Origin of the sequence: Polaromonas sp. YR568, from assembly GCF_900116715.1 — a bacterium.
Classification (GTDB): Bacteria; Pseudomonadota; Gammaproteobacteria; order Burkholderiales; family Burkholderiaceae_C; genus Polaromonas.
Window position 1 is genome coordinate 50,128 of record NZ_FPBM01000002.1, and the last position, 13,477, is coordinate 63,604.

General features: G+C 63.3%; 8 protein-coding genes. 5 read left to right on the forward strand and 3 right to left on the reverse strand.

All coding sequences use genetic code 11. The features are described from left to right. Positions 1-181: 181 nt before the first annotated feature. Positions 182-6,214, forward strand: a complete 6,033-nt coding sequence (locus BM408_RS04785) for a HAMP domain-containing protein (RefSeq protein ID WP_092127498.1) — start codon at positions 182-184, stop codon at positions 6,212-6,214. Positions 6,215-6,246: 32 nt separating this feature from the next. After that, the gene (locus BM408_RS04790) at positions 6,247-8,397 is read left to right on the forward strand and encodes a response regulator (protein WP_254774710.1); all 2,151 of its coding nucleotides are present in this window, start codon (positions 6,247-6,249) and stop codon (positions 8,395-8,397) included. 42 nt (positions 8,398-8,439) lie between these two features. Here BM408_RS04790 and BM408_RS04795 read toward each other — a convergent pair whose 3' ends face one another. After that, positions 8,440-9,363 (reverse strand): LysR family transcriptional regulator, encoded by a 924-nt coding sequence (locus tag BM408_RS04795; RefSeq protein WP_092127500.1) that lies wholly within the window; start codon positions 9,361-9,363, stop codon positions 8,440-8,442. Positions 9,364-9,499: 136 nt separating this feature from the next. On the opposite strand from BM408_RS04795, the gene BM408_RS04800 reads away from it, so the two are divergent. Next, a complete protein-coding gene (locus tag BM408_RS04800; RefSeq protein WP_092127502.1) occupies positions 9,500-10,084 on the forward strand; it encodes an NADPH-dependent FMN reductase in 585 nt (194 codons plus the stop codon). Further along, complete coding sequence (locus tag BM408_RS04805) at positions 10,081-10,932, forward strand: pirin family protein (RefSeq protein ID WP_092127504.1); 852 nt, start codon at positions 10,081-10,083, stop codon at positions 10,930-10,932. Before BM408_RS04800 ends, BM408_RS04805 begins: the two co-directional genes overlap by 4 nt. On the opposite strand, the gene BM408_RS04810 is transcribed toward BM408_RS04805, so the two are convergent. After that, entirely contained in the window at positions 10,929-11,912 is a 984-nt protein-coding gene (locus tag BM408_RS04810; RefSeq protein ID WP_092127506.1) for an AraC family transcriptional regulator, read from the reverse strand. The two genes, BM408_RS04805 and BM408_RS04810, sit on opposite strands and share 4 nt — an antisense overlap. A gap of 146 nt (positions 11,913-12,058) precedes the next feature. Here BM408_RS04810 and BM408_RS04815 point away from each other — a divergent pair, with 146 nt between their 5' ends. Then, positions 12,059-12,961, forward strand: coding sequence for an NAD(P)H-binding protein (locus BM408_RS04815; protein ID WP_092127508.1), 903 nt, complete (start codon positions 12,059-12,061; stop codon positions 12,959-12,961). A 108-nt stretch (positions 12,962-13,069) separates the two neighbouring features. On the opposite strand, the gene BM408_RS04820 is transcribed toward BM408_RS04815, so the two are convergent. Beyond that, entirely contained in the window at positions 13,070-13,366 is a 297-nt protein-coding gene (locus BM408_RS04820) for a hypothetical protein (RefSeq protein ID WP_092127511.1), read from the reverse strand. Positions 13,367-13,477 lie beyond the last annotated feature (111 nt).

Here is a 13,477-nt window from a genome sequence, read left to right on the forward strand (position 1 = left end):
AACTTGGCAATCGAAATCTGCGTAGGCCAAAACCGACACTTTGTGACTTGTCTCAAGTGCGCCTCAGAATGCGCCGCCAGAGGGAAAAATGCTCTCCCGTCTGATTGTCATCCCGAATATTCGCGAGTAATCTCGGCGCCTGTTCTACAAACCGTTACTTTTTTGAAACAGGAAGAATGACATGGAGGCTATTGCCAAGTTGGCGGTCGTGGAACGCGACGCCGAACTCAAATTCATTCTCAAATCGCTCAGCGCATTGCGACGGGGGGATGCAGGCATCACGCTTCCGGCAGAGTGGGAAGGCGTCTATGGAAAGATCGCCGCGGAGTTCAACCAGCTCTCGGCCATGACATCGGCGACGACCAGCCGCTGCAAAAGCCTGGCCAGCAAATCCCGCTCTTCAGCCCGCACGAGCCGCCGCCTGCCCGAAGAAAAACTCTCGGGCTTCTGGCTTGAGAACGCCGTTGCCGTCAACGCCGTGCTGGATGAAGCCGACGAAGCCGCGGACCACGCCAAAACCGTTCTGGCTGCCTTGACCGACCTCAAGAAAGGCGACGTGCGAGCGTCCCTGCCGCAAGACTGGACGGGCGTGGCCGGCAAGCTTGCCGACGCCTTTAATGATGTGGTTTCTGAAAACGTGCGTATGTCGCGCGAGCTGGAACGCCTGAGCCGCGTGGTCGGCAAACAGGGCCGCCTGAAAGAGCGCGCACTGGTTCCCGACGCCACGGGTTTCTGGCGGGACTCAGCCGAATCCATCAACTCCCTGATCGCCGACCTGGTGCACCCCACCAGCGAGGTGGCGCGTGTGATCGGTGCGGTGGCGCAGGGCGACCTTTCCAAGAGCATGGCACTGGAAGCCGAAGGCAAGGCGCTTGAGGGCGAGTTTTTACGCACCGCCATGATCATTAACAAGATGGTGGAGCAGCTCGGCACTTTCTCTGCCGAAGTGACGCGCGTGGCACGAGAAGTGGGTACCGAAGGCAAGCTGGGCGGCCAGGCCGATGTGCAGGGCGTGGCAGGCACCTGGAAGGACTTGACCGACTCGGTCAACTCCATGGGCTCCAACCTGACCGCGCAGGTGCGCAATATTGCCGAGGTGACAACCGCCGTGGCCGCCGGTGACTTGTCCAAGAAGATCACGGTGGACGTGAAGGGCGAAATCCTGGAGCTCAAGAACACCATCAACACCATGGTGGACCAGCTGCGGTCCTTCGCATCTGAAGTGACTCGTGTGGCGCGGGAAGTGGGTACTGAAGGCAAGCTGGGCGGCCAGGCCGACGTGCAGGGCGTTGCCGGCACCTGGAAGGACTTGACCGACAACGTGAACTTCATGGCTGGTAATTTGACCAGTCAGGTGCGAAACATCGCCGACGTGACCAAGGCTGTGGCCGCCGGTGACCTTTCCAAGAAGATCACGGTGGACGTGAAGGGTGAAATTCTTGAACTCAAGAACACCATCAACACCATGGTGGACCAGCTTTCATCTTTTGCCTCTGAAGTGACGCGGGTCGCACGTGAGGTGGGTACCGAGGGCAAGCTGGGCGGCCAGGCCGATGTGCAGGGCGTGGCCGGTACCTGGAAGGACTTGACCGACTCGGTCAACTCCATGGGCTCCAACCTGACCGGCCAGGTGCGCAACATTGCCGAGGTGACGACGGCGGTGGCCGCCGGTGACCTTTCCAAAAAGATCACGGTGGACGTGAAGGGCGAAATTCTCGAACTCAAGAACACCATCAACACCATGGTGGACCAGCTTTCCTCTTTTGCCTCTGAAGTGACGCGTGTGGCGCGGGAAGTGGGCACCGAGGGCAAGCTGGGCGGCCAGGCCGATGTGCAGGGCGTTGCCGGCACCTGGAAAGATTTGACTGATTCGGTCAACTCCATGGGCTCCAATCTGACCGGCCAGGTGCGCAATATCGCCGAGGTGACCAAGGCCGTGGCGGCCGGCGACTTGTCTAAAAAGATCACGGTGGACGTGAAAGGCGAAATCCTGGAGCTCAAGGCCACCATCAACACCATGGTGGATCAGCTGCGGTCGTTTGCGTCTGAAGTGACCCGGGTGGCCCGCGAGGTGGGTACCGAGGGCAAGCTGGGCGGCCAGGCCGATGTGCAGGGCGTTGCCGGTACCTGGAAGGACTTGACCGATTCGGTCAACTCCATGGGCTCCAACCTCACGGCACAGGTGCGCAATATTGCCGAGGTGACGACTGCTGTGGCCGCCGGTGACCTTTCCAAGAAGATCACGGTGGATGTGAAGGGCGAAATCCTGGAGTTGAAGAACACCATCAACACCATGGTGGACCAGCTGCGGTCTTTCGCTTCTGAAGTGACCCGGGTGGCCCGCGAAGTGGGCACCGAAGGCAAGCTGGGCGGCCAGGCCGATGTGCAGGGCGTGGCAGGCACCTGGAAGGACTTGACCGACTCGGTCAACTCCATGGGATCCAATCTGACGGCACAGGTGCGAAACATTGCCGAGGTGACAACCGCTGTGGCGGCTGGTGACCTTTCCAAGAAGATTACGGTGGACGTGAAGGGCGAAATCCTGGAACTGAAGAACACCATCAACACCATGGTGGACCAGCTGCGTTCATTCGCTTCCGAAGTGACCCGGGTGGCGCGTGAAGTGGGTACCGAGGGCAAGCTGGGCGGCCAGGCCGATGTGCAGGGCGTGGCCGGTACCTGGAAGGACTTGACCGACAACGTGAACTTCATGGCCGGTAATCTGACTAGTCAGGTGCGAAACATCGCCGACGTGACCAAGGCCGTGGCGGCCGGTGACCTCTCCAAGAAGATCACGGTGGACGTGAAGGGCGAAATCCTGGAGCTCAAGAACACCATCAACACCATGGTGGACCAGCTGCGGTCTTTCGCCTCTGAAGTGACCCGTGTGGCCCGTGAAGTGGGCACCGAGGGCAAGCTGGGCGGCCAGGCCGACGTGCAAGGCGTAGCCGGCACCTGGAAGGATTTGACCGACAACGTGAACTTCATGGCCGGTAACCTGACTGGCCAGGTGCGCGGTATCGCCAAGGTGGTGACGGCCGTGGCCAACGGCGACCTGGACCAGAAACTGACCGTGGAAGCCAAGGGCGAAATCGCCGCGCTGGCCGACACCATCAACAGCATGACGGACACGCTGGCCACCTTTGCCGACCAGGTGACCACCGTGGCGCGTGAGGTGGGGGTGGAAGGCAAGCTGGGCGGCCAGGCCAAGGTGCCGGGCGCGGCAGGCACCTGGAAGGGCCTGACCGAAAACGTCAACCAGCTGGCAGCCAACCTGACCACACAGGTGCGAGCGATCGCCGAGGTGGCGACCGCCGTGACGCAGGGTGACTTGACCCGCTCCATCACGGTGGAAGCGCTGGGCGAAGTCGCGGCGCTGAAAGACACGATCAATGAAATGATCCGCAACCTGAAGGACACCACGCAGGTCAATACCGAGCAGGATTGGCTCAAAACCAACCTGGCCAAATTCAGCCGCATGTTGCAGGGGCAAAAAGACCTGGTGGCCGTGGGCCACCTGATCCTGTCGGAACTTGCCCCGGTGGTGGGCGCCCAGCAGGCCGAGTTTTATGTGCTGAGCTACACCCACGACAGGCCGCGCCTGCGCCTCATGGCCAGCTATGCGTCTGACGGGCAGGGCGCTTACGGCAAAGAGATCGACCTGGGGCAAGGTCTGGTGGGGCAGTGCGCTTACGACAAGCAAAAGATATTGCTGACTTCCTCCATGCCGCACGGGCTCAAGATCTCGTCGGGCCTGACCGAAATCGCACCCATGGACATCCTGGTGCTGCCCATCATCTTTGAAGGGCAGGTCAGGGGCGTGGTCGAATTGGCTTCGGTTGAGCGCTTTAACCCGACGCACCAGGCCTTCCTGGACCAGCTGACGGAAAGTATCGGCATCGTGATCAACACGATCGAAGCCAATATGCGCACCGAGGACTTGCTGACCCAGTCGCAGTCCCTGGCGCAAGAGCTGCAAAGCCGGCAGGAAGAGCTTCAGCAGACCAATGAGGAGCTGCAGGAAAAAGCTCACCTGCTGGTGCAGCAAAACGACGAGGTGGAGCGCAAGAACCAGGAGGTCGAGCAGGCCCGCCAGGCGCTGGAAGAAAAGGCCAAGCAGCTCTCGCTCACGTCCAAGTACAAGTCGGAGTTCCTGGCCAATATGTCGCATGAGCTGCGCACGCCGCTCAACAGCCTGCTCATCCTGTCCGACCAGCTGTGCAAGAACTCGGAAGGCAACCTGACCAACAAGCAGGTCGAGTTCTCTAAAACCATCCACTCCTCGGGCAACGATTTGCTGATGCTGATCAACGACATCCTGGACCTGTCCAAGATCGAGTCGGGCACGGTGGTGGTGGACGTCAACGAGCTGCGGCTGTCCGACCTGCAACTCTATGTCGAGCGCACCTTCCGCCATGTGGCCGAAGCCAAGAGCGTGGATTTCCTGATCACCGCCGGCTTGCAGTTGCCGGTTTCCATGGTCACGGACGTCAAGCGTTTGCAGCAGATTCTCAAAAACCTGCTGTCCAACGCCTTCAAATTCACGCATCAGGGCCATGTGGCCTTGTCGATCGAAGAGGCCTACACCGGCTGGAGCCCGGACAACGAGGAACTCAACCGCGCCCAGCAGGTGCTGGCGTTCTCTGTGACCGACACCGGCATCGGCATATCGGCCGACAAGCAGCAGATTATTTTTGAAGCCTTCCAGCAGGCCGACGGCAGTACCAGCCGCAAATACGGCGGCACCGGTCTGGGCCTGGCCATCAGCCGCGAGCTCTCACGCCTGCTGGGCGGTGAGATCCGCTTGTCCAGCGCGCCGGGCGAGGGCAGCAGCTTTGTGCTCTACCTGCCGCTCACCTATTCGTCCTCGCGCGGCTCACGCAAGCCGGGCGCCAGTGCGGAACTGCGCACAGACCTGGTCACGCCGGTGAGCCGGCTGAGCCTGGCCAAACCGGAAGTCGCTTTTGAGGACTCTTCGCTGGCTCTGGAGGCGGATTCGTCTGCCAACGAGGCGGTGGACGACAGGCAGTCCATACAGCCCGGCGACTTTGTGCTGCTGATCGTCGAAAACGACATGGCGTTTGCCACCTTTCTGCTGGACGCCGCCCGGGCCAAGGGCTTCAAGGGCCTGGTGACTGCCCTTGGCGCCGGCGCGCTGACGCTGGCGGCGGAGTTCAAACCCTCGGCCATCACGCTGGACATGCACCTGCCCGATATGGAAGGCTGGCGCGTGCTGGACCGCATCAAGCAGGACTTCAGCGTCCGGCACATCCCGGTGTGCGTCATTTCGACCGACGACTCCAAGGAGCGCGCCTACCGCTCGGGCGCCATGGCCTTTATCGAAAAACCGATTCCGTCCAAGGAAGTTCTGGACCGCATGCTGGACCAGCTGCACAGCTATGTCTCGCGCCCGGCCCGGCATGTCCTCGTTGCACTGCAGGACTCAAAGCTGGGCGCCGAGATCACCGGCCTGCTGGCGCACGGCAACGTGCAGTGCGTGACCACGCCGTCATTGGCGGACCTCAAGCCCGAGGACTTTGCCCGCTTTGAATGCGCCGTCACCGACGATGACGCCCTGCTGGACAAGCTGGAAAGTGCACGCGCAGCCTTGCCTTCCGCGTCGGTGCTGGGCCCCTTGCCGGTAGTCGTCTGGCGCGAAGGCCCCATCGACGCCAAGCACCAGCCCGCCTGGCAGGCCCGTGACGGCTACCTGCTGCGCGAAGCCAGATCGGTTCCGCGCGTGATTGACCTGGCGATGCATGCCCTGCATGTGAGCGAGGCGCGCATGACCGACAGGCAGCGCGACCTGCTGCGCAGCCTGCACGACACCAGCAAGTCGCTCACGGGCAAGCGGGTGCTCATCGTCGACGATGACATGCGCAACATTTTTGCCCTGGCCACTGTGCTGGAAGAAGAGGGCATGGACATCGTCTGGGCCGACAACGGCCACGACGCCATCGCCAAAGTGGCGGCAGACCCGCAGCTCAGCGTGGTGCTGATGGACATCATGATGCCGGTGATGGACGGGCTGGTCACCATGCAGGAAATCCGCAAGCTGCCGGCCGGCAAGAGCCTGCCCATGATCGCGGTTACGGCGAAAGCCATGAAGGGAGACCGCGAGAAATGCATAGAGGCCGGCGCCTGGGACTACCTCTCCAAGCCGGTCAACACCGAGCACCTGCTGGCCGTGCTGCGCGCCTGGCTGCCCCGGTGAGCGCCGTGCTTGCGCCGCAGGAGCCGGCACCCATGGCCGATATGCCCAATATGCCCGCCACCGACCGGGTCAACATCCTGATCGTCGACGACCTGCCCGAAAAGCATGTCGTCATGCGCAGTATCCTGGAGGAGCTGGGGCAAAACATTGTCAGCGCCCGGTCGGGCCGCGAAGCCCTTCGCCTGGTCCTGCAGATGGAGTTTGCCGCCATCCTGCTCGACGTCAACATGCCCGACATCGACGGGCTGGAGACAGCCAGCCTGATCCGGCAGTACAAAAAGACCGCGCAGACGCCCATCCTGTTCATCACCGCGTATGTAGACGAGCTTCAGGCCGCCAAGGGCTACGCGCTGGGCGCGGTCGACTACATCTCTTCGCCGGTGGTGCCCGGCGTGCTGCGCTCCAAGGTCAAGGTGTTTGTCGATTTGCACCGCATGAACCGGCAGTTGCAGCTGCAAGCGGTGGAACGCGAAGCGCTGGCGCGCGCCGAGGCGGCCCGCACCGCGGCCGAAGATGCCACGCGCCGCGCCGCCTACCTGTCCGAGGCCAGCCAGCGCCTGTCGATGTCGCTGAATATCGATGCCACCGCGCACGCCCTGGCAGACATTGCCGTGCCCAGCCTGGGCGCCATGGCGGCTGTCGCGCTGCTGGACAGCCATGGCGAGCTGCATTGCCGCTGCCTCAAGATTGCGGGTGATGCAGATCCCTCGGTGGGCCCGGTATTGCTCGAATGCCACCGCGAGCTGAGTGCGCCCATGGCGGCGATGGTGCGCAACGCCATGCTCGCGCGAAAGATAGAGTTTCTGCCTGCGACCGAGCTGTGCGCGGCGCCTGCAATCTCAGCGGCCTTCACGGCATCGGCGCAGCCTTCCTGGCCGGAGCTGCCGGCCGACCATGAAGAAATGGCGCTGTGCCCGCTGGTCGCCGGCGAGCAGATGCTGGGCGCGCTCATCCTGTTCGGCAAGGCCGGCGGCTTTGCCCAGGCCGATGCCGCGCTGCTCAGCGAAGTGGTCGGCCGGGCCTCCATCGCGATGGAAAACGCCAGGCTCTACACCCTGGTGCAAGAGGCCGACCGCCGCAAAAACGAGTTCCTTGCGATGCTGGCGCACGAGCTGCGCAACCCGCTGGCGCCCATCCGCAATGCGGTGCACATCATCAACGGCACCAAGGTGGCTGACCCGACGGTGGTGTGGGCGCGCGACGTGATCGCGCGGCAGGTGGACCATATGTCCCGCATGGTCGACGACCTGCTGGACGTCTCGCGCATCGTGCGCGGCAAGGTGGCGGTGCACATGGAGCCGCTGCTGCTGTCGACCCTGTGCGAGCGCGCCGTCGAAGCCAGCGGCCCGCTGCTGGCCGCCCGGCAGCAGGAGCTGACGGTCGACATTCCGGCTGAGGCGGTAGTGTTGCGCGGGGACCTGGTGCGCCTGTCCCAGGTGCTGTCCAACCTGCTCAACAACGCGTCCAAGTTCACCGATTCGCAGGGAAAGATCACCCTGAGCGCATCATTGCAGGGCGAGGGCGTCGGCATTACCGTGACGGACAGCGGGCAGGGCATTGAGGCGGAGTTTTTGCCGCATATCTTTGACCTGTTTGCGCAGGGCGACCAGGCGCTGGACCGCGCCCAGGGCGGCCTGGGGATAGGGCTGACGCTGGTCAAACACCTGGTGGAACTGCACAAAGGCACGGTCGAGGCATTCAGCGAAGGCCGGGGCAAGGGAAGCCGGATCTCTGTGTACTTCCCGGCCAGCCTGCCGGTGCCGGGTGCGGCGCTTCCGGCCACCGATGCGCCCAAAACCGCCAAGCCGGTGCAGGCGGCATCCCGCAAGGTCCTTGTCGTCGACGACTTGCCGGCTTCGGCCGACACGCTGAAGGTCCTGCTCGAACTCGAAGGTTTTGTTGTTCGCATTGCCAATGACGGCGCGACGGCGCTGGCGATTGCCCAGGAATTTGTTCCCGACGTGCTCATCCTCGACATCGGCTTGCCGGGCATGGACGGCTTTGAGGTGGCACGCCAGCTGCGCAGCCGCCCCGAGTCCAAAAACGCGGTGCTGATCGCATTGACCGGCTACGGCGAAGCGGAAAGCCGGCTGCGTTCGCAAAAGGCAGGCTTTGATCACCACGTAGTGAAACCGGCGGACATCGACTTCCTGTTGTCCATCGTCAGCCAGCCGCCGGCGTAAGCGTGGTGGCACGCGGCGGGCCCCGGGCGCGCTGGCTCAGCTTTACCCGGTGCGAAATATCTCCGGCAAGGTGTCCACCTCGCTGAGCTTTTCCACCACCAGCGCGATGAAGGCCGACACCGCCAGCGGCAGTTGCCGCCGGCTCGGGTAGAGCACGCTCAGGCCGTGGCCGGTGCGCTGGTATTGCGGCAGCACGGGCACCAGCCGGCCGGCTTGCACGTCCAGCCGGGCCATGGCGGGCGGCAGCAGCGCAATGCCCAGGCCGGCCAGCGTGGCCTTGCGCAGCGACTGCGCCGTGTTGCCGCTAAAGCGGCCGGTAACCTGCACTTCTTCTTCCACACCATCAGGGCCGGTCAGGCGCCAGGTGTTGTGGCCGCTGGGGTGGGCCGGCGCCACGCAGTCGTGGTTCACCAGATCCTGCAGCGTGGCCGGTGCGCCGCGCCCGGCAAGGTAGGCCGGGCTGGCCACCATGCCGTCGCTGCGCGCGCCCATCAGCTGACGGCCTACATAACCGAGATCACGCAACGGCCCGCCGCGAAACGCCACGTCGATCTGCTCGGCAATCAGGTCGGCTTTGGCGTCGCTCAGTACAAAGTCCAGCCGTACCCGCGGGTGCGCCGCCAGAAAGTCGGCTACCCATTCCATGGGGAAAAAATCAAAAAAATCAGCCGTTGCCGCCACGCGCACGAGGCCGCTGGGCTCCTGGCTGCCCGACATCAGTTCCTGGCCGGCCTCGGCCAGCCCGTCGACCGCGCCCGCGCAGCGCTCATGGAAAGCCTGGCCGGCGCTGGTCAGCGTGAGTTTGCGCGTCGAGCGCTGCATCAGCCGCGTGCCCAGCTGGGCCTCCAGCTGCTGGACGCGCCGGCTCACGGTATTGGCCGGCAGGCCCAGCCGCCGCGCCGCCTCGGCAAAACTGCCGCATCGCACCACCTGCACAAACAGGGCGACATCGTTGAGATCCAGCATGGCATATTCCTTCTGTGTGTGGATGAGTGCAATCCCATTGTCCCATCTAGTCAGGTAATGCGTGCAACCCTAATCTTCTGTTCATGGGCAGCCACGCCGCAGGCCTTTCTTTTATTCACACTTTTCAGGACATTTCATGAGCTCATCCGCACCCCGTATCGGCATCATCATCGGCTCCACCCGCGAAGGCCGCTTTGGCGACAAGCCCGCGCAATGGATTCACACCATCGCCCAGCAGCGCACCGACCTGGCCTTTGAGCTGATAGACCTGCGCGACCACCCGCTGCCTTTTTTCGCCGAGCCCATGTCGCCCGCCTGGGCGCCCGTGAAAAATGAGGCCGCGCAGCGCTGGGCCGCCAAACTCGCCACGCTGGACGGCCTGGTCGTCGTCACGCCTGAGTACAACCACGGCCCCAGCGCCGTGCTGAAAAACGCCTTTGACTACGCCTACAAGGAATTCATCCGCAAGCCCATCGGTTTTGTGGGCTACGGCGGCGTGGGCGCCGCGCGCGCCGTCGAGCAGCTGCGCCTCATCGCGACCGAACTGCAGATGGCGCCGGTGCGCAATGCCGTGCACATCGGCATGGTGGAGTTCATGGGCATCTGGCAGCAAGGCAAGACCTTTGAAGACTTCCCGCACCTGGCGCAGGCCGCTACCGGCCTGCTCGATGACATGGCCTGGTGGGCGAGGGCGCTCAAAACCGCGAGGGAAGTAGCATGAGCAGCGCCGTCGCCACAGCCGCCCGCGCCATCGTCTACCGCACTCGCGGCAGCGCCCATGGGCCGATCACGCGGCTGGTAAGCCCAGGCGACCTGGGTGAATTCCTCAAACCCTTTGTGTTCCTCGACCTGTTTGGCTTCAAGCCTGCGGCCGGCCACAAAGGCTTTGGCATGCACCCGCATTCGGGCATCGCCACGCTGACCTTCATGATTGAAGGCGACGTCAGCTATGAAGACACCACCGGCAAAAAGGGCGTGCTGCCCGCCGGCGGCGTGGAATGGATGCGCGCCGGCAACGGCGTCTGGCACACGGGTGCGCCAGTCAGCAGCTCGCCCGTGCAGGGCTTCCAGCTGTGGGTGGCGCTGCCGGCTTCAGAAGAAAACGCCCCCGCGCAAAGCCTTTACCTTTCACCTGAGCAGGTGCAGCAAGAGGGCCCGGCCCGCGTACTGCTGGGCCGCTACGGCGCGGCGCAAAGCCTTATCCCCGCGCCGGCCGACATGAACTACCTGGCCGTGCGCCTGAAAGACGGCGAGCACTGGCGCTACACGCCACCCGAAGGCCACACCGTGGGCTGGGTCGCGGTCAACGCCGGCCGGCTCGACGCAGGTGACGACACCGGCGGCGCTATCGCCACAGGCGAACTCGCGGTGTTTGAAGAATCCGGCGAGGCCATTGACTTCATCGCCCGAGGCGACACGGCCTTTGTGCTGGGCTCGGCCGTCAAGCATCCGCATGACCTGGTGATGGGCTATTACTCGGTGCACACCAGCCGGGCGGCGCTGGCTCAGGGTGAGGCGGAGATCCAGCGGATCGGGATGCAGCTGCGGGAAGAAGGGCGCCTGGGTTAATGCAACGGCTTGGCGCTTTCCTTGCGGATTGCGCCGGGTGATACGCCCATCAGCCGCTTGAAGGCGCGGTTGAACGCGGCTTCCGAGCTGTAGCCCAGCCGCGCCGCCATGTCGGCGAGCTTGATGTCTTTTTCCTGGAGCCAGGCGGCGGCTACCTGCATGCGCCAGCGCGCCACGTACTGCATGGCGGGCTCGCCCACGAGGGTACTGAAGCGCGCCGCAAACGCCGAGCGGGACATGCCGGCCTCCTGCGCCAGGGATTCCAGCGTCCAGGGTTTCTCGGGTTCGCGGTGCACCCGGCTGATGGCGCGGCCTATTTGCCTGTCTTGCAGCGCGGCAAACCAGCCGGTCCGCGCGGCCGGGTCGTGCTCAATCCACGAACGTATGGCCTGAATCACCAGGATGTCGGCCAGCCGCGTGATCACGGTTTCGCCGCCCGGGCGCAGCGCGCTCGCCTCGGCCGCCAGAAAGCGCAGCGTACTTTGCATCCAGTCAAATTGCGGCGTGCCGGCGGTGGTGTCTATATTGATAACAGGCGGCAGCAGGCTCACCAGGTGCCGGCCCAGCGAGTGGTCCAGCCTCACGGCGCCGCACACCACATGGGTGGCCGCGCCGTCCCGGCCGTGGCGCAGAACTTCAAACCGCTCACTGACCTGCTCGCGCGGCAGCTCGAACAGGGGATCGGCCCGTATACCCGGATCACTGACGATGTTGTGGCCGCGGGAGTAGGGCACCAGCGCGAAGTCGCCGGGTTGCAGCAGGCGGGGCGCCTCGCCCTCCACCTCCAGCCAGCAACGGCCCGAAGTCACCGCATGGAACATCAGGCAGTCCTTCATCTCGGGCAAGGCCAGGCCCCAGGGCGCGGTGAACTCGGAGCGGCAATAAAACACGCCGCTGATGCGCAAGAAGTGCAGGGCCTCACCTGACAAGGGGACCTGCGGCACGGCTGTTGGGGCTTGCGTGGGCGTGGCTGCTTTCATGTTTGACACTTTGCACGGAGTTGACGGCAAATGCCATAACTCTACGCATCCATGGACGAATGATCAATATTTTGACACTTTTCAGCATTGAAAGTCCAGCTTCAGATTTTTACCATGGACTTTTAACTTCACGCAAAGGATGAGTCATGAAAGTTGTAGTCATGGGTGCAACGGGCCGCACCGGGAAAAGAGTCGCAACCGCCTTGCTGGCCAGCGGCATCGAGGTTCATGTGCTGGGGCGCGAGCCGGCCCGGCTGGCGGACTTGAAAAAGGCCGGCGCCCGGGTTTGGGCCGGCGACCCGACGCGCGGTGATTTTTTGAAGGAGGCCTTCAAGGGCGCAGATGCGGTCTACACCTTGCTGCCCTACAAAGTCAGCGAACCCAATTACCGCGCCACACAGGCTCTGTTGGGCGAAGCCATCATCGAGGGGATACGCGGCAGCGGCGTCAAAAACGTGGTCTACCTGAGCAGCCTGGGCGCCGACCAGCCCGGCGGCACCGGCATGATAGACACCATGCGCGAGCAGGAGCAACGCCTGCAGGCCCTGATGAAATCAACGCCAGGCCTGAATGTGCTGTGCCTGCGGGCAGGCTCGTTTTTCGAGAACTTCTACGCCGCGCTGGACGTGATCAAACACGAAGGCATCAATGCCGATGCGGTTCGCCCGGACTATCCCGTGCCCATGATTGCCTCCAGCGACATTGCCGATGCGGCAGTGGCAGCCCTGAAGGCGCTCGACTGGAAAGGTTTTGCGGTCCGCGAACTGCTGGGCCAACGGGACATCAGCTACACCGAAGCCACCCGGATCCTGGGCGAACGCATAGGCCGGCCGGAGCTTCAGTATGTCCAGCTGTCCTATGACGACCTCGAGCAAACCCTGCTGGCCGGCGGATTCGCCGCCGACGTCGCGCCGCTTTACGTCGACATCGCCCGAGCCATCAACGAAGACCGCATAAAAACCCTGGAAGGCCGCAACGCTGGCAACACCACGGCGACCAGGTTCGAAGACTTCGCCGAAGAACTGGCCCGAGCCTACGGGGAAGCCTGAGCTTCAGCGTAGCAGGGGCGAGATGGAGAAAGGGCCTGGAATCCTAGGCCCTGGTTCCATCTGAATATTAGTTAACATAATATACATCGTAGAACATAAACCCAATTTCTAGATAGACTCGTTCTGGCTATCCGCCACCTGGCAAGCATCGCCAGAAATACATAGCCTCTCCAGAAACTCAATCGTCTTCCAGGTCTGCCACTTCACGCGATCGGCAAACCAGTAGGCAGTCACGGGCCGCTGTGACATGACGGACAAGGCGCCCATCACGTCCGCAGTATGAAGCGAATCCGGCAGGTCCGGCCACTTCAGCAAGCGGTATTCGGGGCCGTCTGTATGTTCAGGCAGCAATGTGGTGTCCGGCGCGGGGGCTTCGGTTCCGTAGAAGCGGCGCAGGATGGGCATGGTGAGCAAGTGAAGTGACAAGGGATTGCTCCAATACTTATATATATGAGGTGAAGGGTGGCGCTGGGCGAATTACCGCCCGGGCAAGCCGCCGGCAGCCGGCGGCCCAAG